This window comes from Mesorhizobium sp. WSM4814, assembly GCF_055811595.1.
On sequence record NZ_JBVVQT010000002.1, the window covers coordinates 577349 to 603187 of the forward strand.

Annotated in this window: 15 protein-coding genes and 4 pseudogenes; 4 read left to right on the forward strand and 15 right to left on the reverse strand. The window is 61.1% G+C overall.

Features of this window, described 5'->3' with window-relative positions; all coding sequences use genetic code 11:
• Positions 1 to 451: 451 nt before the first annotated feature.
• Positions 452 to 1192, reverse strand: a pseudogene (locus AC0L2V_RS06130) (IS91 family transposase); the annotation flags it as partial.
• A gap of 10 nt (positions 1193 to 1202) precedes the next feature.
• Positions 1203 to 2095: pseudogene (locus tag AC0L2V_RS06135) on the reverse strand (tyrosine-type recombinase/integrase).
• Positions 2096 to 2797: 702 nt separating this feature from the next.
• Here AC0L2V_RS06135 and AC0L2V_RS06140 point away from each other — a divergent pair.
• Both AC0L2V_RS06140 and AC0L2V_RS06145 read left to right on the forward strand, forming a co-directional pair.
• Positions 2798 to 4846 (forward strand): family 16 glycosylhydrolase, encoded by a 2049-nt coding sequence (locus AC0L2V_RS06140; protein ID WP_473519660.1) that lies wholly within the window; start codon positions 2798 to 2800, stop codon positions 4844 to 4846.
• Positions 4847 to 5540: 694 nt separating this feature from the next.
• Positions 5541 to 7189, forward strand: a pseudogene (locus AC0L2V_RS06145) (alpha/beta hydrolase).
• A gap of 186 nt (positions 7190 to 7375) precedes the next feature.
• On the opposite strand, the gene AC0L2V_RS06150 reads toward AC0L2V_RS06145, so the two are convergent.
• From AC0L2V_RS06150 to AC0L2V_RS06185, 8 genes are all read right to left on the reverse strand, one after another.
• A complete protein-coding gene (locus AC0L2V_RS06150; protein ID WP_473519661.1) occupies positions 7376 to 8608 on the reverse strand; it encodes an HlyD family secretion protein in 1233 nt (410 codons plus the stop codon).
• A complete protein-coding gene (locus AC0L2V_RS06155) occupies positions 8605 to 9120 on the reverse strand; it encodes a hypothetical protein (RefSeq protein ID WP_208602475.1) in 516 nt (171 codons plus the stop codon). The genes AC0L2V_RS06150 and AC0L2V_RS06155 overlap by 4 nt, the downstream gene beginning before the upstream one ends.
• A 217-nt stretch (positions 9121 to 9337) precedes the next feature.
• Positions 9338 to 10324, reverse strand: a complete 987-nt coding sequence (locus AC0L2V_RS06160; protein ID WP_473519662.1) for a DUF2950 domain-containing protein — start codon at positions 10322 to 10324, stop codon at positions 9338 to 9340.
• 20 nt (positions 10325 to 10344) lie between these two features.
• Complete coding sequence (locus tag AC0L2V_RS06165; protein WP_473519663.1) at positions 10345 to 11703, reverse strand: DUF3300 domain-containing protein; 1359 nt, start codon at positions 11701 to 11703, stop codon at positions 10345 to 10347.
• Between the two features lie 66 nt (positions 11704 to 11769).
• A complete protein-coding gene (locus AC0L2V_RS06170) occupies positions 11770 to 12738 on the reverse strand; it encodes a formylglycine-generating enzyme family protein (protein ID WP_473519698.1) in 969 nt (322 codons plus the stop codon).
• 17 nt (positions 12739 to 12755) lie between these two features.
• Positions 12756 to 13763: an HAD family hydrolase gene (locus AC0L2V_RS06175; RefSeq protein WP_473519664.1), complete on the reverse strand. Its 1008-nt coding sequence runs from the start codon at positions 13761 to 13763 to the stop codon at positions 12756 to 12758.
• A gap of 56 nt (positions 13764 to 13819) precedes the next feature.
• Positions 13820 to 14419: a hypothetical protein gene (locus AC0L2V_RS06180; RefSeq protein WP_473507686.1), complete on the reverse strand. Its 600-nt coding sequence runs from the start codon at positions 14417 to 14419 to the stop codon at positions 13820 to 13822.
• A gap of 72 nt (positions 14420 to 14491) precedes the next feature.
• Positions 14492 to 16129: an arylsulfatase gene (locus AC0L2V_RS06185; protein ID WP_473519665.1), complete on the reverse strand. Its 1638-nt coding sequence runs from the start codon at positions 16127 to 16129 to the stop codon at positions 14492 to 14494.
• Positions 16130 to 16573: 444 nt separating this feature from the next.
• Between AC0L2V_RS06185 and AC0L2V_RS06190 the strand changes: the two are divergent.
• Both AC0L2V_RS06190 and AC0L2V_RS06195 read left to right on the forward strand, forming a co-directional pair.
• A pseudogene (locus tag AC0L2V_RS06190) lies at positions 16574 to 16830 on the forward strand (hypothetical protein); the annotation flags it as partial.
• A 152-nt stretch (positions 16831 to 16982) separates the two neighbouring features.
• Positions 16983 to 19058 (forward strand): mechanosensitive ion channel domain-containing protein, encoded by a 2076-nt coding sequence (locus AC0L2V_RS06195; RefSeq protein WP_473519666.1) that lies wholly within the window; start codon positions 16983 to 16985, stop codon positions 19056 to 19058.
• A 155-nt stretch (positions 19059 to 19213) separates the two neighbouring features.
• Here AC0L2V_RS06195 and AC0L2V_RS06200 read toward each other — a convergent pair whose 3' ends face one another.
• The 5 genes from AC0L2V_RS06200 to AC0L2V_RS06220 form a co-directional block, all read right to left on the reverse strand.
• The gene (locus AC0L2V_RS06200; protein ID WP_473519667.1) at positions 19214 to 19447 is read right to left on the reverse strand and encodes a hypothetical protein; all 234 of its coding nucleotides are present in this window, start codon (positions 19445 to 19447) and stop codon (positions 19214 to 19216) included.
• 3 nt (positions 19448 to 19450) lie between these two features.
• Positions 19451 to 21007, reverse strand: coding sequence for a DUF1254 domain-containing protein (locus AC0L2V_RS06205; protein WP_473519668.1), 1557 nt, complete (start codon positions 21005 to 21007; stop codon positions 19451 to 19453).
• A gap of 658 nt (positions 21008 to 21665) precedes the next feature.
• Positions 21666 to 23549, reverse strand: a complete 1884-nt coding sequence (locus AC0L2V_RS06210) for a DUF3604 domain-containing protein (RefSeq protein ID WP_473519669.1) — start codon at positions 23547 to 23549, stop codon at positions 21666 to 21668.
• A 116-nt stretch (positions 23550 to 23665) separates the two neighbouring features.
• Positions 23666 to 24781: a hypothetical protein gene (locus AC0L2V_RS06215; RefSeq protein ID WP_473519670.1), complete on the reverse strand. Its 1116-nt coding sequence runs from the start codon at positions 24779 to 24781 to the stop codon at positions 23666 to 23668.
• A 21-nt stretch (positions 24782 to 24802) separates the two neighbouring features.
• Positions 24803 to 25792 carry a HupE/UreJ family protein gene (locus AC0L2V_RS06220; RefSeq protein ID WP_473519699.1) on the reverse strand — a complete coding sequence of 330 codons (990 nt, stop codon included), beginning with the start codon at positions 25790 to 25792 and terminating at the stop codon, positions 24803 to 24805.
• Positions 25793 to 25839: the final 47 nt, after the last annotated feature.

Here is a 25839-nt window from a genome sequence, read left to right on the forward strand (position 1 = left end):
GAATTGCTATGAATATGTTCAGCCTCAATTTCCGGCGGGAGCCTAAACGCCTCAAAACGGGCCATTAGCCCGGACGCGAGAGAGTTCGCGTCCGGGACAGCCAGCCTCATCTCCACTCCTCAGTCCACTGAGAACTATTTACACTATACTTTGGCCGCCCTCTGCCACGTCCGCCTTCCTCCCTGCCCTTTCCCAAATATGCCGGCTGCTTCGGGCATCTCAGGTTCGGGCGCGACTCCGACAGGCACGGTCATCCGATGAGGCGTTGGCGATTCTCGAAGCTAAGCCGCTTCCGGCAATTTCCACCAATTTGCATATTTGCTGCGTCGAGCCTGGCGTTCTGGTGTCCAGGCACTTGAGCCATGCCTAGATCCCATTTGCCAGCGTGCGCGAACCAGTGCGAGTTGGAGAAGGTTGGATCTCAGTTGCTCTCCCTCCGCCACTCGACGATTGGCGGCTTGGCATAAACGAACCAGTTCTTCCTCCGAAGCGGCGCCAGGAATTGAGCGAAGGCGCTGTGCTCATTCAGACCGTCGTGACCGCCGAAGAACTGCAGTCGCCCAGCAGCATGGGCGTCGGCGAGCTTCGACAGGAAGAGCCGTCGGAACAACTTCGACAGCACGCGCACGGACAGGAAGAAGCCCGGCCTGCAATGCACCCAGCGCTCGCCGTCGAGCGAGATACCGCCACCGGGCACGATCATGTGCACATGCGGGTGATGGGTCATCGCCGAGCCCCAGCTGTGGAGCACGGCGGTGATGCCGATGCGCGCGCCGAGGTGCTTTGGATCGGCCGCGATCGTGAGCAGCGCCTCGGAGGCGGCGCGGAACAAAAGGTCGTAGATCACGGCCTTGTTGTAGTAGGCGATGTCGGCAATCTCGGCCGGCAGCGTGAACACGACGTGGAAGTAGCCGACCGGCAAGAGATCGGCCTGGCGCGCGGCGAGCCAGTCCCGTGCCGCCGCGCTCTGGCATTTGGGGCAGTGCCGGTTCCGGCAGCTGTTATAGGCGATCCGGCTGTGGCCGCAGTCCTCTCAAGCCTCGACATGGCCGCCGAGGGCAGCGGTACGGCAGCTCTCGATCGCCGACATCACCTTCATCTGGCCGAGGCTGAGATGACCGGCATGCGCCGCGCGCCAGGTGGCGCCATGGCGATGGAAGATGTCGGCGACTTCCAGTGACGGGCGGCTCACCGCCGCGGCGTCATCTGTCCGGTCGCGTCTCGTCCTCCGTCAGCAGCTTGATCCGGTCGAGTGGGCTCATCACGGTGCGGATCGTGTTGGTGGCGACGCGGGCATAGAGCGCCGTGGTGTCGAGCTTGGCGTGCCCGAGCAGGACCTGGATGATGCGGATATCGATGTCCTGCTCCAGGAGATGGGTGGCGAAGCTGTGGCGCAACGTGTGCGGCGTCACCCGTTTCCTGATCTCGGCCGCCTCCGCAGCGGCATGAACAGCGCGGTTCAGCTGGCGGCTGGAGAGCGGTATGACCGGATTGCGTCCTGGGAACAGCCAGCCCCGCGGCAACATCACGCCGCGGCGCTTGCCCTCCCGCCACCAGGCGCGCAGCAGTTTGAGCAGATGCGGCGACAGCATGGCGTGGCGATCCTTGCGGCCCTTGCCTTGTTCGACGCGAATCAGCATGCGCGCCGAGTCGATGTCGGTCACCTTGAGCGCCGCCACCTCGGAAACCCGCAGCCCGGCGCCATAGGCCGTGCCGAGCGCCGCCTTGTATTTCGGCCCCGGCGCCGCTTCGAGCAGCCGCGCTACCTCCTCGGCGCTCAGCACCAGCGGCAGCTTGGGTGGCTGGTGGACTATCGCGAGACGACGAGAGAGAGCGTGACGGTGAAGAAGAAGCGCAGCGCCGAAACCGAGCTGTTGATGCCCGGCGGCCGCATGCCGCTCTCGGTCTGGTGCACTTGGAAACGGCGGAGATCCTCAGCCGTTGCCGCGCCGGGCGAGCGGCCGATGAACGCCGCAAATCTCTTCACGCAGCGGATGTAGTTACGGCGCGTGTCTTCGGTGAAGCCACGCACGTTCATGTCTTCGATCATGCGCTCGCGAAGCGCGCTGCCGGACGGATGCGAAGAGATGGTCATCGGATGCTCCTCTCAAGCTGAAGGTTGACCCTTCATGCTCGGAGGCCGAGCCTGTCCGTCACCCCTCGTCGATTACAACCTCACCGGCGCTGCCGATAAACCACCAAGCCTCGAACCCGCGCCCTCCCGCGCGAGCGGGTTCGTTCTGTGACCCCTAATGGTCATTCCGGAGGCGAGATTGCAGGTCCGAATCGGATTGAGAAAACGGACGTTCGGCCACGCTATCTGCGCCGACCGTCGCGCCACCCCGCTGGCGAGGCGTCGTGAGCCTCTTGAAACCCCGACTGTAGGCCGCCTCCGCCGGCCTACAACGTAAGCCTACGGTGAAGGCCGCCTTGTCGCCTTAGGAAGAACATTGCAAGTCCGGGGAATAATCCTGGGGAGGTGTCCTATGACGATTGCGCGTGGAAGTGATCACCTTGGGGCAGCGCCGGCGGCGCTGGTCGCGGGCGGAGAAGGAGCGGCTGGTTGGCGGCGACGTTCGAGCCCGACGTGACGGTATCGGAGGATTCGCAGTACCGTGTGCCGGCTACGTCAACCGATTTGCGACATCTCCAAGATTTCTCGTAGAGCGTTGGGGATAACCGCACTGACCCCATTTGCAGCGGAATCGGTGTCCATTATCCTTCCGTTAACAAATGGACGATTTGATCTTGGTGGGGGGTCAACCGCGAAAATGTTGCGAGAACGAGGAGCCCATCAATGGCTGCGATTGCTCTTCCTGGCGATTGGACCGAACAGTACAAGGGATCGAAGCTGAACCTCTCCGGGTTCAAGCTCTCCTTTTCTGACGAGTTCAACACGCTTGATGTCGTGCCGAACAACGGCACCGGCAAGTGGTACGCGCCTGTGCATGCCCCCTATGGGGCCGCCACGTTCATGTCGCCGGTGGGGGCAACGAATCCGTTCTCCGTCTCTGACGGGAAGCTGACCATTACCATGAAGCAGGTGGACGGCGCCTGGCAGTCGGGAACGATGCAAACGGTTAACAGCGCCGGCCAGGGTTTCGCGCAAGAGTACGGGTACTTCGAGATGCGCGCAGCCTTTCACGGCGGGGCGGGAGCCTGGCCGGCTTTCTGGATGCTGTCGCCCGATCAGACTTTGCCACGCGTCGAGGTCGACATCGTTGAAGCGTATGGGGGCGATCCCGATGGTCATCACCAGGCGGTGCACTTGCGCAATAAGGAAAGCCACGCTTGGGAAAGCAACTATACGGGCCTCCCCGGTTCGATGTTCGACGGGGCGTTTCACACCTACGGCGCGAGGATCACGACGGACTGGATCACCGTGTACTATGACGGCAAGGAGCTGAGCCGCTTTCCAATGAGCGAGTCCTTCCGCACGCCGCTCTATATGCTGGCCTCGCTTGCCATGAATCCCCTTGAGGTCGAGCGGGCGTCCGGCACCTACAAGATGGTCATCGACTACGTGCGCGCCTATGCCGCGCCGGGCGTGATGGAGCAGCACCTGACCGGGACGGATGCAGCGGATATCCTGAACGGCGGCAGCTTTGATGACGTTCTGAACGGCGGAGCCGGTGCTGACAAAATGTCCGGCGGTTTCGGCAACGATACCTACCGCGTCGACAACGCATTCGACGTCGTCATCGAGGCTGACGGCGCCGGCATCGATGTGGTCATCACGTCGATGACGTATTCGCTGTCCGGCCAGCAAATAGAGCAGCTCACACTCACCGGCGTTGCCGACATCGACGCGATGGGTAACGAACTCGACAACACGCTGGTCGGCAACGCTGGCAGCAACCTGCTCGACGGCGGAGTCGGAATCGACAAGATGGAGGGCGGCGCAGGCAACGATACCTACTATGTCGACAATGCGCTCGACCGCGTGGTCGAGGGCGATGCGGCGGGCAAAGATTGGGTGTTCAGCTCGAGCACCTATTCACTGCCATCCTATGTCGAAAATCTGACTCTCATCGGCCTTGCCGCTATCGATGGTCGCGGCAATTCTTCCGACAATGAGCTGACCGGGAACAATGGGAACAACACGCTGGTCGGCCTTGCCGGCAACGACACCATAAGGGGCGGGGCGGGTAGCGACCGGTTAGCGGGCTATGATGGCGCCGACCTTCTCGATGGCGGGACCGGGGCCGACCAGATGAATGGCGGAGCCGGCAACGATACCTATTATGTGGACAATGTGCTGGACAACGTCATCGACGAAGCGGGCCTCGACCAGATTTTCAGCTTGGTCACGTACTCACTGGCGGTCGATCGCCGGCTGGTAGAAAATCTGCGTCTGACCGGAAACGCCAACGTCGGAGCCACGGGAAATTCCCTCGACAATGTGCTCGACGGCAACGACAGCGACAACAAACTGGACGGCGGCCGAGGCAATGATACCGTGCTTGGGCGGGGTGGCAACGATGCACTAATGGGCGGCCTGGGCATTGACCGGCTTACTGGTGGCGCCGGCAACGATTTCTTCGTTTTCAGCGCGCCGCTCTCAGTGGCCAACCGCGACATCATCACGGATTTCAACCATACGGCCGATGCATTCAGGCTCCAGAATTCGGTAATGCAGGGGCTTGGAGCCACCACGGGAGCCCTCAAGCCGAGCTACTTCTTCGCTGGGACTAGCGCGCACGACGCCGACGACCACATCATCTATGACAAGGTTACGGGTGCGTTGTTTTACGATTCCAACGGAAACGTCGCAGGCGGCATGACACAGCTTGCGACGCTGACGAACAGGCCGACGCTGCTGGCCGACGATTTTTTCGTGATCTGATCCGGCGCTACAGCGGTGCGCGTGAAAAAGCGATCAAGCGCACCGTTGTAACTTCTTGTTTGCGCATCGATTTGTCCGAAAACCGGTGACTTCTTTTTCGAGGGATGCTCTAAATTAGTTCTACTGCGTCATAAACTGTGTTGGGTGTCACCCTGGCATTCGTCACAGTCCGCAGTTGGCCGGGCGCCGAAGGATACGCTTCACGGGACACTTTCTTTTCCGACGCGCTCTCCGGCCGCAGAAGTCTCAACTTTGCCAATGGTGAACCTCTGACCCTGAGCGGTTATCGCGGAGCGCATTCCGGGCCACAACCGGGCCGGACGGATAGCGGCAAGCTTGAAGCTGGCGATGTTCTTTCGCCCCGCCCCAGCTATACGGTCGGCGGCGAATAGGCTGGCTTTGGCGAAACTCGGTGGTTATTATCCTTGCGCTTTGTGAGTTGTGGCCAAACTCCGTTTCTAACCTCCACAAACGATGAAGCTCGGCCATCGTGCCGCGCTGCTCAGTCTCCTTTGACACGCGCGGTGAACGGCGAGCGACCGCACCCCTAAAGTTTGGAAAGACTGCTCCAGAACAAAGACTGCTCCAGATTGGTATCGAGTTCGTGGCGTCGCCCGCGCATGCGGGTTGCGCCGACGTATCTTGCACGGCAAGCTGCCTCGAAGCATTCCAGCGATCGCACGTGGCTGCTCCAATGAGGCTATTCTGGATCTTCAGGTTCTGGCGTTCCTTCTCAGCCGCTGGCCTGCTGTTCGGAACACTCTTCTTTGCGGCCTCGCTCACCCCTACGCTGCTTCACGCAAGTTTGTGACGCAAGGCGTTCTATCCGGATGCTCTTTCGCGGCCGGATATGGGCTTGGCGTGTTCGGGCGCCGGCTGGCCGACTACCTGGAGTTGCCCAAGTCCACCGGCCGCATCTTGCGGGCCATCAAACTCGTCGCTGCGGCCACCTGCATCCTGGTTGCCGTGGCGTTTCTCTGGCAGGCTTCGGAATGGCAAAATTCGATCCGGCAGCACATGAGGTTCGAGCCGGTAGAGACTGCGCACCCCCTGAAGGTCGGTCTGATCGCGTTGCTGACCTTCGTGCTCTTGATCCTCTTGGCGCGATTGTTTCAGGTCACGTTCCTGTTCATCTCGCGAATGCTTGGCCGGATCGTGCCGAAACGCGTGTCATACGTGATCGGCATTGCCGCTGCGGCTGCGTTATTCTGGACGGTGGTCAACGGCGTTTTCTTCAGGGTTGCGCTCCATGCCGCGGATTCGTCCTTCCGGGCATTCGATGAACTGATCGAGCCCGAGACCCAACAGCCTGCCGACCCCGGCAAGACCGGAAGCGATACCTCGCTGATCGAGTGGGATGAGCTAGGAAGGGCGGGACGGGAGTTCATCGCGACCGGGCCGACGAGCAAGGATTTAGGCTCGTTCCTGGGGATGGATGCGCGTGAGCCGATCCGCGTCTATGTCGGATTGCGGTCTGCGGAGACAGCCGAGGAGCGCGCAAAGCTCGCCCTCGAGGAGCTCAAGCGCGTCGGCGGATTCGATCGCTCGGTGCTGATCGTGGTGATGCCGACAGGCACCGGTTGGATAGACCCTGCTGCAATGGACACCGTCGAATATCTCCACGGCGGCGACGTCGCGAGCGTCGCCATGCAGTATTCGTATCTCACAAGCTGGCTGTCCCTCCTGGTCGAGCCCGGCTATGGCGCCGAGGCAGCTCGCGCCCTGTTTGCGGAAGTCTACGCGCATTGGACCACGCTTCCCAAGGAAAGGCGCCCCAGGCTCTGTTTGCATGGGCTGAGCCTTGGCGCCTTGAGCTCCGAGAAATCCGCCGAGTTGTTCGAAGTGATCGGCGACCCGTATCAGGGGGCACTTTGGAGCGGCCCGCCATTTCCGAGCAGGATCTGGCGTTCCGTCACCGACGACCGCGAGCGAGGATCGCCAGCCTGGCTGCCGCGCTTCAGGGACGGGTCGTATGTGCGGTTCACGAGCCAGGAGAACGGCCTGGCGATCCCGGACGCACATTGGGGACCGATGCGGATCGTCTATCTTCAATATGCGAGCGACCCGGTGACGTTCTTCGACTACCGGTCCCTGTACCGACAGCCGGAATGGATGGCGGGGCCGCGCGGTTCCGACGTGTCTCCCGAGCTCAAATGGTATCCGGTCGTGACGCTTCTCCAGCTCACCGTCGACATGGCGATGGCCACAACGGCCCCGATGGGGTACGGGCATGTCTATGCGCCGGAGCATTACCTCGATGCCTGGATCGAAGTGACGGACGTTCGGGGATGGACCGCGGAGCAGATCAACCGGCTGAAGCTGGAATTTTTGCGACGGCGGTGAAGGGGCGCGGCTGGCGAAGGCCAAGTTCGCGGTGCGATCGGGCTGGTCTATCTCTTCTCCGGTATCAAGGTCGATTTCGACCTGACGGCGCGCGACATCCTGCTCGTCTACTTCTTCACCGTGATCGGCCTCAACGCCCACGTCGGCGATCTCGCAAGGGTCGGCAGGCCGCTGCCGACGTGGTTCTCAGTGCCCGGAGAGGACAAGCGTCTGTACCGGAAGGAGCAGCGCCTGAATTCGAAGGATGACGGCGTGCACGACCCCGACCGTGTCTATGACGTGGAAAAACAGCCATTTCGAGGTGCTCAGTCCTTCTTCGGACAGCCGGTCGTGGTTGTTGGTATACGCATTGGCAATACAGCTGCTTCCCGGCGGAACGCCTTCGAACCCGCCCTGGAAAAGCGGTTCCAGAAAGACGGTGATCGTCCCGGGCCTGACCACTTGCTGAGCGTCGATCAGTTGATCCGACGCGCGCACCTGGCCGGTTGCGATAAGATCCTGCACCTCGGTCACAACCATCGGGATGATGGTCATCGGCATGGAGATGCAGGTGGCCTCGGCAACCATGCCTACCTTCATGACCTGCGCCTCCAACTGGCCGAAGCCCGCCACAAGCGCCCGCCTGCCTGCCTCCGCGGGAACCAGCACTCCCGCGGGCCGCATGATAGGATTGACTATATCTCCCTTGCGTAGCGTGAACTGCTCGAGCGTTCCGTCCACTCCCGCATAGACGACCGTCTTGTCCAGTTCGACCTGCGCCTGGGCAAGTGCTGCCTCGGCGCTGGCTTTCTGCGCCGGCAGTACCGAAGCGATCTGGGCTTCGACGGACTGCTTGCTAGCCAGGACGGCAGACACCGCGGCTTGGCGACCATCGACGATATTCTGAAGCTTCTCGATCTCCCGTTGCGCAACCGTACCGGAGTTTCGCCTCTGAAGTTCGGTTCTGGTCGCGAGTTCGTCCACGGCCTGCTGATAGGCGCTCTGCGCTTCCTGGATCCGGGCATCGGCCGTCACCAACTCGGTCTTCGCCAACTCCAGCGCCGCATCTATCTCCGACACACGCAGCCGCGCAGTTTCAAGCGCGGCTTCCTGGGTCGAACTGCCGAGCTTGAAGAGCCGCTGTCCCGATTTCACCTTTTCCCCGAGACCCACATAGACCTCTTCAACGCGGCCGGAGCCTTCGGGAAGAATGGGCACCGTGCGAAAGAAAGAAACGGCGCTGGTTGTCGATGGATGGTAATAAAGGATCAGCGTCAGGAGAACGATGGTGAGTCCCAGGCAGGCGGTTATGCCATAACGGAGTTCATACCACACCGAATAGAGCGTGATCTCACGTCCGATCCTCTTTCCCTGGACAAAACGCCGGACGAGAAAATCGGGCAGGATCGTCACGACTGAGCATAGCAGTAACTCGATCATGGCCGGCGCTCCTCGTTTGCTGGAACACGGTGTTGGTCGTCGGGCGGCGTGGATGGAGCCTCGAGCTCCACAACCCGCACCTGGGAAAATGGCGCGTCGTTCACCGACAGCGGCGATCCCGCAGCAATTGCTTCCGGCGCAGATGCTGCAGGTGCGGGCGCCTGGCGCCTGTCGGCGGCCATCCTGGAAAGCGATTCAGCCATGGTGGACAACGGCGTCCAGAAGTCGGGAATGGGAACGATCGCAAGCAGCAATGCCGCAACCCAGAACACATTGATGTGAGTGAACAGCGCGAGCAACGCCAGAACCGCCACCAACTGAAACTGGACCTGGCTGGCCCCATGCGCGATGCGCTCAGGCAGCGAATGGAGCCAGAAATACAGGCTGCCAAGCATCATGAGCAGTGCGATGATGAATATTACCGTTCCGGTGAAGAGAACATCGGTCTCTCCCGGAGCCACAATAAAGCCCGGCAGATGATGGGGTGCTAGGGGATGCATCGCTTCGGACATTGCCATCACTCCAAAATATCAGGCGCTGCCTGATGATCGCCGCTTCCTGTTCGCCACCCTGTGCGGTCTGGGCGGCTTTCTGCTGGGCAAGCCTGACGACGGACTGGTGGCCGGGCTTGGCCATGAATGCGAAGCTCAATTCCATACCACCTCTTCTGCCACAGCGCAGGGTTTTGCCGATCGACTCGAAAATAACCCGGCTTTTGATCCATTTCTCTCAGTCGCCCACGACCTGCCACGTATCGTCCGGATTGAAGCGGTCGATGTATTTGACGATCTGCTCGGTGGCTGGCCCGAGATCCGCCTCGTAGACGACGCCGTGCTGGTTGACGGCGAAGGTTTTTGCGCCCGTCTCGCCATATTTGGCCGGCCAGGCGATAAGGCCAAAGCCGGCGATCATGTTGCCGTTGATGACGTAGTCGTAGGCGCCGCCGGCGATCTGGTCGCCCTGGCCGGTCAGGATCTTGTACTTGTAGCCGAAATAGCCTTCGCCCTTGGCCGCGTCCTCAAGCTCGGCCTGATCGATATTGGCACCGGCCGGGCTCTCACCGTTGATGTCGTCGGTAGGCCAGTAGAGCCCGTCGGTCGCGCCTTCCGAGCTGATCAGTTTCTGCGCGAACTCCTCCACGCCATCCTCGTCGCGGTCCTGCGATGCATAGTCCTCTTGCGCATCGACATAGGCGCGCATCGTCTCGATCGCGGTGAGCTCGTTTTCGCCGACATACCGGTTCACGATCTCTTCGAGCCCGGCATAGGTGTCGAAAGCCCACTTGCCGTCCTCGCCCTTGACGATCGGAAAAGGCAGCGGCCATAACTTGTCGCCGATCTGCAGCGTGCGGCGGTCGCCCTCGCCATCGAGGACGAGCTGCTTGGCCACACCCTCCTTGATCGCCGCCAGCGTCTCGTCCGCGTTCTCGTCGGCCTTCAGCTTCTCCGCATCGAGGCCGAGAAGGGCCGCAACCGCACCGTTGCCGGCATCGTTCAGCGCCTTCTTGAACGCCTCGACAGCCGCTTCTGGCGTGTCGAAGACGGGCGGCTCGGCAGCGGCCGCAAACGCAGTGATCTCCGGCGCTTGCGGCGCGTCCTGCGCGAATGCTGGCTGCGAGACAGCGATGCCCACTGCAAGTGCCAGGGCGCAGACAGAGTGGAGAAGGATTATATGAAATACTCCCGTGTGACGGGGGGTGCTAAATAACTGTGTCATGATCCGGTCCTCCCGTTCCGTTAACGCCGGCGTCCGCCGCCGCCGCGCTTGATCTGCTTGTGGCCGCCACCACGGCTGCCGCCACCCATGGATTGGTGGCCGCGGTTGGAGCTGACCTTGGTCACCTTTCCGCGATCGACGTTGCCAAGCCCCGAAGGCTTCTTCGGCCGATTGTCGACCCTTGCCGCCGGTTTCGGCTTGCCGGCCGGGCGGTTGATCTTTGCCGGTTTGGCGGTTTGGCGGTTGGCGGTGGGGCGGTCGGCGACGGCGGGCCTGGCTTCTGGACGGTTGACGTTCGGCCGGTTGCCCGGCCTGTTTGCCGCCTGACCGCCCTGGCTCTTCAGCCCGTCGAGCGTGCTCTTGCGGACATCTCTCGTTGCGGCCGTCTTGCCCGGCACCCTGTTGGCGAGTTTGTCGTTCTTCTTGATGTCGCGGGCGCGGTCGCGGATGGCGTTGTCGCCATTCTTCTCGATCCGGTTCTTGATGTTGGTCTGGTCGAACTTGTTGAACTGGTTGCGGTCGATGTTGATCTTGCTGCGATCGATGTTCTTCCAGTCGACGTCGTTGAGGTTGATCTTGCCGTTGAAGTCGCGGTTGTTGAAGCAATTGTTGCAGTCGATGTTGATGTCGTTGCCGTTCCAGCGGCCGCCCCACACGCCCCAATCATTCCAGTCGACGGCGGCGGCCCAGATGGCGCCAGTCACCGCCCCGGCGAAGAAGGTCGCTCCCGGATACCAGTAATAGGGGTAAGGATCGGGATAATAGCGGATCGGTTCCCACACGTAACCCGGCTCATAAAACATCTGCGGCGGATATTGCGGGACGTAGATCACTTCGGAACTCGCCGACTTGATGACGACATTGTCGTTCTCCTTGACCACCTGGATCTTGTCGTCGGTCTTGATGACGCCCTTGGCGACCGCCTCGTCGCGCAGCTGCTGGATGGCAACCAGCACGTCCTTCTGCTGGTAGGCGATGGCGTCGCCGAGCGTCTGCGTCCATTCGAGGTCGTCGCTCATCATCTTGACGATGCCGGGATAGTTGAGCAGCGACACCACGGAGCCGTCCCAGCTCTCCTTCGGCTTCAGGCTCTTGTCCTTCTCGTAGCGGTCGAGGAAGCGCGCCGCCTCGACGATCTCAAGCGGATAGAGCGCTGCCGCAGTGATCACTGCGATCAGCTCGTCCGGATAGAGCGCAATCCGCGCAACCAGGACCTCCATCTCGTCGGCGCTCAGCGGCTCCGGCGAAGTCGTCGCATCACCCGAAGCGTCAGCCGCCGCGACCTGTTCTTGTGCAAGGGCAGGATGCGCCGAGCCAAACCCGGCAAGCAGCAGCGCCAGCGCCGCCGCGCCGACCTTCAACATCTCATTGCCCGTCATGCTTCGATCCTCCCTGTCTGTCTCTGTCCCGGCAGGCTTTGCGCCGGGCGTTTTTGGCAGTGTTTGTCACGTTCTGCGTGCAATGCAGCGGAAACCTAAATGGCACGTCGACGTGTCGACGGGCTGCGCCATCCGCGCGGCCGGGCGGTAGCGCCGGCAATAGTTGGGCGCGCAAAGATGCGATCCGCCTTTCATCACCTTGCGCGGGATTCTGATCTGCGGCTGCCGTGGATCGAGGCTGTCGTCCCGTTTGGCACCGCGGGGGTTGTCAACCGTGCAGCACGGGCTGTCGATCTTGCCGTGTTCCTGGTACCAGTCCGTGGTCCACTGCCAGACATTGCCAGCCATGTCGTAGAGGCCGTAGCCATTGGCGGCAAAGGAGGCGACGGGTGACGTCCCCTCGTAGCCGTCCTCGCAGAGATTCTGCCATGGGAACTCACCTTGCCAAATATTGGCCATGTGTCGGCCATCGGGTGCCATTTCATCGCCCCAGACAAATTCGGCCGCGTCGAGCCCGCCCCGCGCCGCGAATTCCCACTCAGCCTCGGTGGGCAATTCCTTGCCCGCCCACGATGCGTAGGCTTCGGCATCCTCAAAGTTCACATGCACGACCGGATGGTCGGCCAGCCGCTTGATCGAACTCGCCGGCCCGCGCGGATGGCGCCAATTGGCGCCGCGCACGTAGACCCACCAATTGTAGTGATCGCGAAGATCGACACGCTGTTTGGCCTTGCTGAACACCACGGACGATGGCGCCAGCATGTCCGGCTTCGCTCCGGGATAGTCGTCGGGATTTACCGGACGTTCGGCCGAGGTGACATAACCAGTTGCATCGACGAAGCGAGCAAACTCGCGGTTGGTGACGGTGCAGGCGTCCATCCAGAAGCCGCCCACTGCCACCCTATGCGCCGGCGCCTCCTCGGGATAGTGCTTGTCCGATCCCATGACGAATGTCCCGCCGGGAATCCACACCATGTTCAGGAATGGCTCTTCGACCTGTGTAGATTGAGCCTGGCGTTCCACAACTTGACGCATCGTCTTGCTCCGAATCCTTACTTCTCGAAGGCGAACACCCGGTTCCAGTCCTTCTTCATATCGACAACCGTCCAACCAGAATCGGCTGCGGCGTCGAGACCCTTGTCCAGACGGCCGATGTGCGACTGGCGGTCGTAGGCCCATTCGCGCTCATCGTCGGTGTGGTGCACATAAAGGCAAAAGTGCGGGCCAGGTCCCGAGCATGTCCATTGCAGCATCTGCAAGTCGCCGTCCGAATTGCCAAACGCCGCGATTGGCCGGCGACCGATGTGCTGGTGGATGCCGACAGGCTTGCCCGCCTTGTCGTCAATGAAGTTGATTTCCGGCAACCGCATGAGCACCGGCGTTCCGTCGCGCATCTCGAACTTGGTCTTGCCACTGCTGCCGACGACCTGTTCGGGCGGTATACCGTAGACCTTCTCCGTCCAGGGACGCATGAAATCGATGCCGCCGCCGGAGACGATGAAAGTCTTGAAACCGTTGGCGCGAAGATACGCGAACAGCTCCAGCATCGGCTGGTAGACCATCTCGGTGTAGAGCCGGCCGCTCTTTGGGTGTTTGGCGGTGGTAATCCATTCGCGAACGATCTGGTCGAATTCCACTGTTGTCATACCGGAGTGGGTGGTCATGACGATCTCCACGATCGCCGGCTCGCCGCCTGAGAGTGCAGCTTTCACGTCGCCCTTGAGCAACGAGGCAAAGGGCTCCTTGTCCTTCCACTCCGGATGCTGCGGGGCCATTGCCTTGACCCGATCGAGTGCGAACAGGAGCTGGAAGTACAGCGGCTGCTCGCCCCACAGCGTGCCGTCATTGTCGAAGACGGCGACGCGCTCTGCTTCGGGCACGAAGTCCGCCGCGCCTTCCGCAGTCACACGTTCGACAAACGCGACGATCGCCTGCTTGGACTGGACGTCATTCCAGGATGGTAGCTGATCGGTGCCTTGCGCAGTGGCAGAGGCAGCGGCCCCCAGCAACAGGAGGATGGACACCAGGTAGCGCTTCGCGGCGCAAGCAAGATTGGTCATGGCTTGATGTCTCCCGTAGGTCAGCGCCCATCAGGAGCGCCATCATCAAAAAGCGATCACTGGTAAGGGTGATCGCTCGGGTTCGTTGGGCCTGGCTCTTTCGCGGCAGCTGCCAAACCGGCTGACCGAGGTCCGTCGCGGCGTTCGAGCAGCAGCGTCCAGAGCCTGCCTTCGCCAAGGGCGACATTCAGTTCCCTGGACGCCAAATAGGGGATCAATATCAGCAGCATGATCAGGCTTGTCGCCAGCGTCTGAGGCAGCTTGGCGCCTCCGAACTCAGCGAGCGAGGCGGCGACCGATCGCCCATGAATCAAACCGACGACGACTTCCTCGATGACCGAGAGAACGAGAAGCAGGATCAGATAGAGCAAGGCCTTGTAGGCTATGACGTAGGCGATTCTTCCTCCTCCGCGCCGGTCGCCCAATCGAATCATCTGCCCGAGCATTATGAACTTCGCCAGGATCAGTGCCTTGATGGCCGCCAGGCCTGATGGCAGATAGCTGATGCCCTCCTCGCCAAGGATCGCTGCCTTGTAGAGAACGAGCGCACCAAAGCAGACGAATAGATACAAGGACAGGAGCGCGTACTCGCGCAGCTCGTTCTTTGCCCTCTGAGCAATGGTCTCGGTCGAAGGATTGTTGTTTGCGACTGCCATTGACCTGCTTCCGAGTTGGCCTGGAGGCCGCGCCTGCCGATAGTGCGAGCGCGGCCTATTCAAAGCGAAGACTCAGTTTCTGCCACCCTCCTGCAGTTTCGCCAGGACCTGGTCGAGTGCGAAGCTGCCGGGCCTCTGCCGCGGCGGGAACTCGACATAGGTCTGCAGGTGTTTGGCGACATAAGCCTGCGCCGGCACGAGCGCGAAGGCGTGCTCGACACGCCATCTGTCGTATTCCCCGGCGTCCGTCTGCGCCCGTTCGAACGGGTCGCCCTTGATGTCGAAAAGCTTCGGGAACCGCAGCGGAATCAGCGGGTTCTCCCACACGGCCAGCCCCTCCTCGCGCTGCTCGAGGAAGACCATCTTCCAACGTTCGTAACGCAAGCCGGCGAGATTGCCGTCATCGGTCCAGTAGAAGTATTCGTGGCGCTTGCCTTCGCCTTCGCCGGCCAACACGTCGCGTTGGTTGTAGCCGTCCAGATGCACCTTGAACGTCTTGCCAGCAGCTTCGTATCCGTTCAACAGCTTGGCCGTCACGTCTGGTTCGCCTGCGGCTGCGACCAGCGTCGGCACGAAATCTTCGTGTGACGTTATGTGATTGATTTCGGTTCCGGGCTTGATGACGCCCGGCCAGCGCATCATGCACGGCACGCGGTAGCCACCTTCCCAGTTTGTGTTCTTCTCGCCTTTGAAAGGCGTGGTGCCGCCGTCCGGCCACGAGAAAACCTCCGCGCCGTTGTCGGTCGTCCAAAGGACGATGGTGTTGTCGGCGATGCCGAGGTCATCGAGCTTGCCCAGAAGCTGGCCAACCATGCCGTCCATCTCCACCATGGCGTCCGCATAGATGCCCAAGCCGGTCTTGCCCTTCGAGGCCTCCTTGAGAAACGTGTAGATGTGGGTCCGGGTCGAATTGAACCAGCAGAAGAACGGCTTCCCGTCGGCGTTCGAGCGGTCGATGAAGTTGAGCGCGCTGCCGAGGAACTCTTCGTCTACAGTTTCCATGCGCTTCTTCGTCAGCGGACCGGTGTCCTCGATCTCCTGTTTACCCACCCGCCCGAAGCGCGGATCTTCGGTAGGATCGTCGGTTGCACTGGCCTTGCATTTCATCACGCCGCGTGGACCGAACTTGGCCTTGAACTCGGGGTTCTTCGGGTAGTCGGGATGCTCAGGCTCGTCCTCGGCATTGAGGTGATAGAGATTGCCGAAAAACTCATCGAAGCCGTGAACGGTGGGCAGATGCTCGTTGCGGTCGCCGAGATGGTTCTTGCCGAATTGCCCGGTAACATAGCCCTGCGGCTTGAGCAGTTCCGCAAGTGTCGGGTCTTTCTCCGACAGCCCTTCCTTGGCACCCGGCAGGCCTACCTTCAGCAGGCCGGTGCGGAAGCAGGATTGGCCGGTAATGAATGCGGCGCGCCCGGCTGTGCAGGACTGCTGGGCATAGTGGTCGGTGAAGATCGCGCCCTCTTTGGCGATCCGATCGATGTTCGGCGTGCGATAGCCCATCATGCCCCGGTTGTAGGCGCTGAGGTTCCAATAACCGACGTCATCGCCGAAAATGACGAGGATGTTGGGTTTTGCGCCGGCTGCTTGAGCTTTCGCGCTCGTGGCTATTCCGGATGCGACAGCCGAAATGGCGAGCACAGATCCTCCGGTCAGCAAAATGTCGCGCCGGTTCGGTTGTCGGTCTGGATTCGCCTGCTTGTCACTCATCTGACGTCCTCCTTTGACTGTATCGCTTTTCCAGGATGACCCGAGTTTTCGGTTCCCTGGCATGCTCCGCGTTCTGTCGACGAGACGAAACTGGTGGCAGGACGCTTCAGACATGCCCCCGACAAAATCGCCCTTCGTGAGGTTCGCCTATTGCCGCTCGGGGCGGAAGGTAATTAACGGTAACCTACGGACGGAATCCGCTCGGCCAGCGCAAGTGTCGGGCGACTGCGTAACTTACATACTGATACTGGCAACATCAAAAAGACTGTGCGCATTCTAGCGCATAAGGGATGGCGCTATGGCAGCAAACGGCAAAACTCCTGGCAGGGAGCAGTGATATTCGGCGGCAAGCGACGCCTGCCGCATGCCGAATTTGCGATCCGCAAATGAGGCATTCCGCGACAGGAGGGTGTGGACGGTCGACATCGACTTCCCCTTCAGTGAAGCGACGGCGCAGCCTGGGTGGATGCCATGGCCGGTCTTCGCGGAAACTCTTCGGTCAGGCCCGAGGTCGACCGGTGGGGCTCGTCGGCGCCGGCGAAGCCGACATCGACTGGGATGTCGCCGGGGCGATCGGCCATCGTTTCAACGACCGCGTCTCATCGGTCATCGGGTACCGGGCACTGGGCGTCGACTACAGCAACGACGACGGTTTCCTCGATGTCGTGCAGGAAGGTCCGATTCTGGGACTCGTTGTCCGGTCTTTTATGGGCACAAAGAGTCCGATGGATTTTGACTGCGCCCTTAGCTTGCAGCCACTCTGCCCGGAGACGTAGCATGCAGCCAGAACAGTGCCCATAAAAGGGCGAGGAGCCAATATGTACAGCTGCGGCATTCAAAACTCGAGGCACTCATGAATTACAAGCTACGGCTCGGGTTCTTGCCAGTTATCGTCGTGCTCTTGCTAGCGCTCTTGCAGGGAACTTCGCTAGCTCAACAGCCCTCCCCCGACCTTCCGCCCGAAAAGGCAAAGCAGTTCCTCGAGCTTTTGTCCGATCCGCAACTAAAGGCATGGCTCGAGGGAAAGATTCCAGCGGCCACGGACGAGCCCGGCCTGTCGATTTCCGAGGACATCTTGAGCGTGGAGACGGGTATTCGTGCCCGTATCGGTGCGCTCGGCGCCGCGATCCCGCGCCTGCCGGAAGAATTTTCGCGAGCCGCCGAAATTGTCTCGCGTGACGTGAACTCCGGCAGGCCAGGGCTGGTCATGGGCATCCTGGCGGTCCTGATCGCGGTCGGTTTCGGAGCCGAGTGGGCGGTCCGACGAGCGCTCGCCAGGACGAGGAGCGCGGTTGCTCAGGAAGACGCCGGACAAGCGGTCCTCTTCGAGACTGTCGCCCTGCTGACTTTTGCTCTCGCCAGCGCCGGTTCTTTCTTGGCACTCGGATGGCCACCCTTGCTCCGCAGGATCATTCTGACCCTGCTTCTTGCGTTCATCGCGTTCCGTATCGTTCGGGCGGCAGCCCGATTGCTGTTTGCGTTCGGCGGTGCGACAAGCGCCCCCTCGGACAAGCCGACTCGGCTTTTCGAAAGCGAAGCTTCGACCCGTTTCTGGCGGTGGCGTGTCAGCCTTGTGGCCGGGTTCCTGCTGTTCGGCTGGGCGATCGCCAGCCTCATGCCTGGCTTGGGCTTTTCTCAAGAGGCTGCAGAGCTCGCCGCCTTCCTGTTCGGGCTTGGCGTTCTGGCGACCGCAATCGAGGTCGTCTGGCAACGGCCCGACGGGCGAGGCTCTCTGGTCAAGCAATGGTTTCTCACCTTGTCCCTGATCGTGCTCTGGATGGCTTGGGTCGCCGGCCTGCTCGGCGTCCTGTGGCTTGGGATTTTCGCCCTGGTGCTGCCGACAGCCTTGCGCGGCGTCGGCGCCGCGGCACAGGCCTTCGCCGGCAGGTCGAAGCGCAGCGGCGCGATGGGCGTCGCACTCAACGTGCTCATTGTCAGGGGCGCCAGGGCGGCGGTCATTGCCGCGGCGGTCGCATGGCTCGCCCACATCTGGCGGATCAGGGCCGCGAGCCTCGCCGGCAGCGAAACCGGCGGCTTCCTGATAACCGGGCTGCTCCACGGCATCATCATTTTGCTGATCGCCGACCTGCTCTGGCAACTGTCGAAGGCCTTGATCGAATATCGCATGAACCTCGCGCAGGCGGATGGGAGCAGCGCCGACCAGCTGGCCCGCAGCGGCCGGCTGCGCACGCTGTTGCCGATATTCCGCAACGCCCTTGCCGTGTTCATAGCCGCGGTCACCGTGCTAACGATCCTCGCTGGGCTCGGCGTGAAGATACTCCCGCTGATTGCCGGCGCCGGCATCTTCGGCATCGCCATCGGCTTCGGCTCGCAGACCCTGGTCAAGGACGTGCTGAGCGGCGTGTTCTACATGATGGACGACGCCTTCCGGGTCGGTGAATACATCCAGAGCGGCAGCTACAAAGGCACGGTCGAATCCTTCAGCCTGCGGTCGGTGCGTCTGCGGCATCATCGCGGCCCCATCTATACCGTCCCGTTCGGTGAACTCGGGGCGGTCCAGAACATGAGCAGGGATTGGGTGATGGACAAGATCACGATCGGCGTGACCTATGATTCCGACGTGGACCTGGCGCGCAAGCTGATCAAGAAGATAGGCCAGGAGCTGGCGGCAGACCCGGAATTTGCGGCTGACACGATCGAGCCGCTCAAGATGCAAGGCATCGACAATTTCGGGGACTACGCGATCGTTCTCAGGATGAAGCTGATGACAAAGCCCGGGACCCAATTCGGCATCAAGCGGCGCGCCTTCATGATGATCAAGAAGGCCTTCGAGGAGAACGGTATCAAGATCGCGGTTCCCACCGTTCACGTCGAGGGTGGCGGGGAGACTGCGGCCGCTGCTCATCAGGCAAACCAAATCCTGAAAAAGAGCAAGGCCCCCTTGGAGGCGGTGAGCGACACGCCATAGAGCTGCGCGGTCCTGTCCACGTCATCCGAACTCGGCCTGTCCTTTCTGAGAAAGGCATGAAGCGGGGGCGAGCATCCACCACGGGTCGGAGTCTTCGTGTGGATCGGATCGCTGCTCGGATTTCATTGTACCCTTGGGATCGCGCTCCACGCCCGCTACATGAACATTGAATCAAAGCGCTCAATGCTCCAGAACGCTGCGATCGTCCCGATGACATAGGCTGAGGCGACAACCGCCTGCCGCGGCAATTTATAAACGCGCTGGACTAGATGAATGGCGACCAGCACGACGGCAATAAATATCAGCTGGCCAAGTTCGACGCCGACGTTGAAATGAGAAGAGCGCCAGCGGGACCATGGGATCCGCGCCCCATGGCCAACCGTATCCACTTGTCACGGGACGAGTTCGATCTCGCCGGGCTTCCAGGTCTTGTCGAACCATGGTTGCAGCGGACCATAGAGGCGAAGAAGAACGTTCCAGCCCTTGCCGGGAACCGTCTGGACCCAGTTGGTCTCATGGCCTTCCGGCGCTGTCGGGCCGAACCAGACATCGACCGAGGAGTCCGCGTTGATCACGATGTCTTTCTTGTCGCTGCCGATGCTGGGGAATTGCTGGTCCGTCTGCAGCATCGAACGGGTCTGGTTGTCATACAAGACAAACGACCAGAAATTCTTTGCCGGAATGTTTGGCGGCAGATGCACCTTATAGGTCTTGCCGCCATCGAACGGCTTGCCGTCCTTGTCGGTCGTGGCGCCTGCGTACTGCGAACCGATGCCGACGCGCTTTATCGCCATGGCCGGCGTGATGCCCGTCGCATAGTAGTGGAACAGGACACGGGCATCCAGATAGCGAACGCCGGGCTGCAGAAGAAACTCGTAGCTGCCGCCGACAAAGCCGGTGAACCAGGCACTGTCCGGATAGTAGTAGGCGTCCTTCATACGAGTCTTGAAGGTAATGGTGCGCGCTGTCGCATTGCCGACGGCCACGGCTTCAGTGAGGATCTTCTTCATCCGCTCGTCCGGCGCGAAGGGTTTGCCTTTTACGATGCCGATGGCGGCGAGTTGTCCCAACACTTCCGGGTGATAGGACTCCTCCGGCTCGTATTGGACGATGTCGTTCACTTCCTCGTAGAAATGAAAATCATTGGCATGGATGGTGTTGAACTCCTTGCCGGAAGAATTGATGATCTTCATCGGCGGCGGGTTGTCAGCTTCCGAAAGAGGATAAACCTTGGCGAATTTCCTGGTGTTTTCGACAGCAGTGGCGGTACTGCCGTTCTCGAGGAAGCCGCGCCAGAAGAACAGGTTTCCGTAGGTTGACGTCTTAAACACGAAATAGCCGTCAGGTATCTCGCCTTGGTAACCCGGCGGCAAAAGCAGGTATTTTCCGCCCTTGCCCTTGTCCGGTCCGGCATTGCCGACATCGCCGATATATTGGAACCAGTGGTTGTCGATCATGCCCAGGATATTGGGCGGTGTCTCGATGACCAGCGGGCCAGCCTTGGTGTCCAGCCACATGAGATTGTAGATGCTTTCGGTGTTGGCCGTCAGGAACAGCGAATGCGAGTCCGCCAGGTTTTCGAACACCAGGATGGTCTGGTTGTTGTCGGCTCCCTGGCTGGCAAATCCAACCCGCATAGCTTCGACGGATGCACCAGGCATGGCGTTGAGAAAAGCATCGACGCCGCGCATGAAATCGAGATTGTCGTAGATCTTCTCCGAAGTGGCGTCATCCGGGAAGCCATCGAAAAAATTCAGTTTGCCAATCCTGGTGTCCACACTTTCCGGCGTAACGATGGAATCCGGTATCGGCGTCGTCATCTTCATCTTCGGCGCTTCGGCGGAAGCGGTGCTCATGCCGATCAGTACCGCCGCGGCGGTGGCGCAAAGCAGTCTCGTCGTGCGTGCAGCGGTCGCAATAGAGCCGGCCAATTTCAGGTAGTGTTTCATGGCTTTTCATCCTTCACAGCGGTTCAGGCCGCGGGGCGGCCGGTCTTCTCATTTTTTCGGGAACAGAAGCGTCCGGTCCATCAACCGACAGATCGGGAACCGACGCGCTGCGCTGAAAATGCTTTTCTTGCCTTTTGGCCGATACTCGCTGGCATTGCGCCACGTTATTCAAAGCAACTTAGGCTCGGCATTCGTGCAGTGCCAGCCGCAGTATGTAAATTACGTGGACCAACCCGTAGTTGACGAAGAAACGAGGCACGAGCGGTCGAAAACCTCAACACGCGAGGGTACGGTGATCCGGCGGATGCCTCCGCAGTAAGGAAGTTCAATCCCCCTGCGCGGAAAGACTGTCGTGCCCAAGTCCACCGGATCGCGGACGGCATACCGGTGGGCCTCGTTCCCACGCGTTTGCCTTGGGTGGTCGGGCGATTTCCTAACTATGCGACTGCCTGGGGCTTGCTGGCTCAGCGGCTCGATCGCGGACTTGATCCGACTCGGCGCGAATGAGCGCCAGAACAATGAGCCAGACCGGCAACACAACAATCAGGCAGGTCGTTTTGAGGAAGGAGCTTGTCGCATGTTTGAGCCTTCCTGTCTTGGCAGGCGGCGCGCGATCCGCCTGCCCCAACGCCAGCCAAGCAAAAAACCGGCGTTTCCTTTAGCCGGCCGGATTGTACCAGATCGGCGAGGTGTACGCGCGCTCCTGCATCTCCATCGTGGCTTCCGGCGGCATTTTCACTCCGAAATACTTGGCGTCGTAGGCCGTCCAGCGCGGCGTCGGAATCTCCAGGACGCGGCCGTAATAAAACGCCCGCTGCGTCGGATCGAACTCTGGATCGGTCCAGACGGCGACCAGTTCCGGGGCGCCTATCGTGTTGGTCCAGGTGGCGTCGGCGACATCGACTGTGCTGCCGACAGCGGGCACCTTGCCGTCCGCGCCCGGCTTGCGATCGCCCGACCACGCAACGTCGTAGACCTTTTCCTGCACCTTTCCGGTAGCATCCAGCCATCCCTTGACGATTTGATAGCGATCGAGGTTTGCGCCGATCGGATCCTTCAGCGCTGCAACCAGGAAGGTCGGCGCCTTGCCTTCCGGTGCGGCAGTGAGATCGTCACCCATCGGCACGCCCTTGGTATAGCCGGCCAGCGCCGGGCTACGGGTATCGGCATCCGCGGCGACGAAGTCGAAGCCGCCAAACAGGCGAACCAGCATCCGCGGACCCGTTGTTGCATAGGTCTCTCTGCGTTCCATCGCATCGAAAATGGCATGACGCGTATTCTCGGTCGCCCACACCGCGGCATAGCCGGACGCCGTCTGCTCCCAGCCCATGATGGTCGCCTTCTCGGTCTTGATGAACGGGTGCGTGGCCCGCTCGGCGCTGGGCTCGCTGCTCGATGTCTTACCGAAGAAATTGTCCTCCTCGACCGCGGCCAGCCCAGTATGCGCATCGGTCGAGCCGATCATGCCGAACTTGTATGGATTGATGCCGAGTTCTTTCTCCAGCTTGAGCCCATTCTTCAGCGCCGAGCGCGCATATTCGAACTCCAGCATGTCGGGCGTCTTGACGACCGTCAGGTCGAGGTTGCCCTTGTCCCACCGCTCGAAGCTGGCGAACTCGTCGTTCGGCGACAGGAAAGGATGCGTCTCTCCATCGCCTTTAATTTGGGTCGCTTCGTAAAGCCGCTCCCATTTGGATCGCGTTTCGGCATATTCCCGATCGATGGGTTTGTTAATGCCCGGTTCCACCATCGGGAACATGAGGCCGTTCGAGAGGTTGCCATTGTGCGCGATCACCAGCGCGTCGCCGCCGGTCTTTTCCTCATAGGCCGACATCCATTTCCACAGGTCGCGCGGATTATCGCTGCCAGGAGGAAGGACCGTATATGGGACGACCTGGCTGGCGCGGTCGCCATTGTCGCGGAACAGGACGTTGCGATGCAGATTGTTGCCGCCCGTGTTGGATGTCCACTCATAGCCAATGACCGCCGTGAAGCGTCCCGGCTCGTTCGCTTCCTCTGCCGCGTCGATGGTTTCCTGCCATGCCGAGCGATAGGGGGCGGAGTCGGGGGAATAGAGGATCGGGCCCTTGAACTTGCCGGCGCCAAAGGAGGTGATGATATCGATCGCAGCTTCCGCACCTTTGCCCGACTGGACCATATCGTACCATTTGCGGCCGAGCGGATCGGCGAGAAGCGCCGGCTTGCCCGCAAGCAGATCCGGGAAAAAGCCCATATTGTCGGAATGGTCGGTCACGACGAGAAAATCGAGCGGCCGCGACAGTTTCACCAATTGCCCAGACGAAGCCATCACCTCCTGGCCCTTGCCGAGCCGATAGGCCTCGCGTGGTCCCAGGCGCGCGCCGAAAGCGCCGGCATCCATCGAGAACGAGGTATGAGTATGCGTGTCGCCAAACAGCGGCCGCGTCGGGAAATTTCGGCCGGCCGCCGGCGAATAGGGCTTCTTGGCGGGAAAGACCTTCTCTGCCGCTTCCTTGTCCAGGGTGCCGGAATCCTGCGCTGCAGCGGGCAGCGCGCCTGTCATGCTTGCAGCTCCAAGAGCGGCGACTGAAACAAAGTGCAAAAGTCCGAGCGTTCTCATCATAGTCCTCCTCCAACTGTTTGGTGCATGCCCAAGCCAATCATTCCCTGGAAAACTGTTCATCGGAGACCACCGGACCGCGTCAACACGGCCTTGGAACTCCCGCCTTGATCAGCGCTTGAAAGGTACATGGCGATCGCGAAATGCGATGCTTCGTCCAGGCCAACGCCCGCATTCAGAATTTCACGCAGCCGGGGCACGAAACGAACCACTTTCCAATTGGACAGGTCATTTGCGACATTCCCGGCAAGCTCGGGGTGATGCGCGAGCAGGCGACCGTAAGCTTCGATGATCGCGGACCGCAGTTCGACTGCCCCGCCCGTCCCCTGTACCGACAGTGCTTTCACGATTTCGAGCATCTCAGCATTACTTCGGCCCGGCTCGACGAAGTATTCTTCCGCGAGCCGCGTCACCCCGTCCGCGCCGGTCATTTCGATGAGCGCAGTGGCATAGGCACCGAGATTGATCGTCAGCTCATACTCCGCCGCGGTCTTCAGTTTTCCGCGAACGAAGGCGATGTCGTCCGGGCGGTCCGACATGCCGAGCATGAGGATGTAGAGCCCATGCCATTCGACGTGAAACAAGTCGTTGACGATTCGATAGATGTCGTCACGCGCAACTCTTGTTCTGAGTTCGCGCAGCGTTGCGTAGGGCGCGCGCGCGACCTCGAGGAAGGCCAGTTCGGCGAGCCTGCGATCTTCGTGCCGGAGGTAAGTGGCGAAGAACACCGCGCGTTCGGCCAGCGTCTTCGAGCTCTTGTCCCATTGCGCCACCTGGCGCATTACACTTTGATACTCGCGCCCCGCCATGCCAAGCGCCCTCCAGGCCCCGCCGGGACCGTTCTGGACAAGAATAACCTGGAGAGCCGGATACAGCTGGAGGGCGCGCGCCGTCGTCGAATCGAGGAACAAAGGGATGGCGCTGCCGTCGTAGCGTCCCTTGAATGTTTCCCGCACTGCGTAGGAGAAAGGTCTTGCCGGGTTCTCGCGCGCGAAAACCGCCGTGCCGCTCCCGACAACCTGGTCGGCATTCGTCACCTTGGGATAGGGCATACAGAGCACACAAGCATGCGCCGGCGTGGCGGTCAGCAGGAACGCCGCGGCAATCATGCACATCAGCGATGCCAGTGCTGCGCTTGTCAGCCCGGTTCGCCGATCCCTGAGCGAGGTGTTCATATGTCGCCCTTCCCGACAATCTCAAAAGGCCGCCACACGTTCGATCACCCAGAACATTGCAATCGTGCCGATAGCGTATGGCGGTACGAGATCCAGCCAGGCCGGCAGCGATCGCCTGCGAACCCCCAGTGCGACCAGCGCAAGCACGGCTCCGACAAAAAGAAGCTGTCCGACTTCCACTCCGAGGTTGAAGAACAGCAGCGCAACGGGAATCTGTCCCGCCGGCAGTCCAATCTCGCTAAGGGCGCCGGCAAAACCGAAGCCATGGAGAAGCCCGAAAGCAAATGCCACCAGCCAGGGTGCTCGAGCGGCTAAACTTCTGCGCCCCTGCCGTACGTGGACGATCTCGACGGCGACGAACGCGATCGACAACGCAATCACCGCCTCGACCGGCGGCGAAGGGATGTGAACAAAGCCGAGCGTCGCCAGCGCGAGCGTGATGCTGTGCGCAACGGTAAAGGCGGTCACCGTCTTGATGAGCCGCCACGAGCCCTCGGTGATGATGAGCAGGGCCAGCACGAAAAGCAGATGATCGAAGCCTGACAGAATGTGCTCGACGCCAAGTTTGAAATAAGTGGCGGCCGTAAACCAGCGGCTTGGCGTTGCAGGAATCGTCGCTTCCGGTGCGCCGGGCGTCAGCCGCTCGATCCACACGTTGCCGCTGGCGAACTCGACGCGCACCAGCGCATCGGTCATCGTGTTTTGCAGGCCGTCAATCGATACCACCTGGTCTTCCAACGGCTCGACCGCGCGCATCTGCCAGGTCTGCACCATTGCGTCGCCGGTCGGGCGCGAGACGACCGGCGTGAGGTTCTCGACCTTGCCCGAGAATGCTGCCGACAGCGCCAAACGCGCGTCACCCTGCATCGGTGTCTTGAACAGCACGCTGAACTCGTTCGGCGCCTCTTCCTGAACGCTGAGATAGGCTGGGCGCACCTCGTGCGCCGATGCAACCGCCGAGAACAGCGTGGCGATGGCCGCTGACAGCACGACCGGCCGAACGCACTGCATCGCGGCGCGGGCACCTCGGACGAGTGCACACCATTTGGCCAGCGGGT

What these genes read in the sequence shown, in the direction of transcription:
- AC0L2V_RS06140 (WP_473519660.1), top strand. Translation starts at nt 2,798, where the DNA reads ATGGCTGCGATTGCTCTTCCTGGCGATTGGACCGAACAGTACAAGGGA.
- AC0L2V_RS06150 (WP_473519661.1), bottom strand. Translation starts at nt 8,608, where the DNA reads ATGATCGAGTTACTGCTATGCTCAGTCGTGACGATCCTGCCCGATTTT.
- AC0L2V_RS06155 (WP_208602475.1), bottom strand. Translation starts at nt 9,120, where the DNA reads ATGTCCGAAGCGATGCATCCCCTAGCACCCCATCATCTGCCGGGCTTT.
- AC0L2V_RS06160 (WP_473519662.1), bottom strand. Translation starts at nt 10,324, where the DNA reads ATGACACAGTTATTTAGCACCCCCCGTCACACGGGAGTATTTCATATA.
- AC0L2V_RS06165 (WP_473519663.1), bottom strand. Translation starts at nt 11,703, where the DNA reads ATGACGGGCAATGAGATGTTGAAGGTCGGCGCGGCGGCGCTGGCGCTG.
- AC0L2V_RS06170 (WP_473519698.1), bottom strand. Translation starts at nt 12,738, where the DNA reads ATGCGTCAAGTTGTGGAACGCCAGGCTCAATCTACACAGGTCGAAGAG.
- AC0L2V_RS06175 (WP_473519664.1), bottom strand. Translation starts at nt 13,763, where the DNA reads ATGACCAATCTTGCTTGCGCCGCGAAGCGCTACCTGGTGTCCATCCTC.
- AC0L2V_RS06180 (WP_473507686.1), bottom strand. Translation starts at nt 14,419, where the DNA reads ATGGCAGTCGCAAACAACAATCCTTCGACCGAGACCATTGCTCAGAGG.
- AC0L2V_RS06185 (WP_473519665.1), bottom strand. Translation starts at nt 16,129, where the DNA reads ATGAGTGACAAGCAGGCGAATCCAGACCGACAACCGAACCGGCGCGAC.
- AC0L2V_RS06195 (WP_473519666.1), top strand. Translation starts at nt 16,983, where the DNA reads ATGAATTACAAGCTACGGCTCGGGTTCTTGCCAGTTATCGTCGTGCTC.
- AC0L2V_RS06205 (WP_473519668.1), bottom strand. Translation starts at nt 21,007, where the DNA reads ATGAAACACTACCTGAAATTGGCCGGCTCTATTGCGACCGCTGCACGC.
- AC0L2V_RS06210 (WP_473519669.1), bottom strand. Translation starts at nt 23,549, where the DNA reads ATGACAGGCGCGCTGCCCGCTGCAGCGCAGGATTCCGGCACCCTGGAC.
- AC0L2V_RS06215 (WP_473519670.1), bottom strand. Translation starts at nt 24,781, where the DNA reads ATGAACACCTCGCTCAGGGATCGGCGAACCGGGCTGACAAGCGCAGCA.
- AC0L2V_RS06220 (WP_473519699.1), bottom strand. Translation starts at nt 25,792, where the DNA reads ATGCAGTGCGTTCGGCCGGTCGTGCTGTCAGCGGCCATCGCCACGCTG.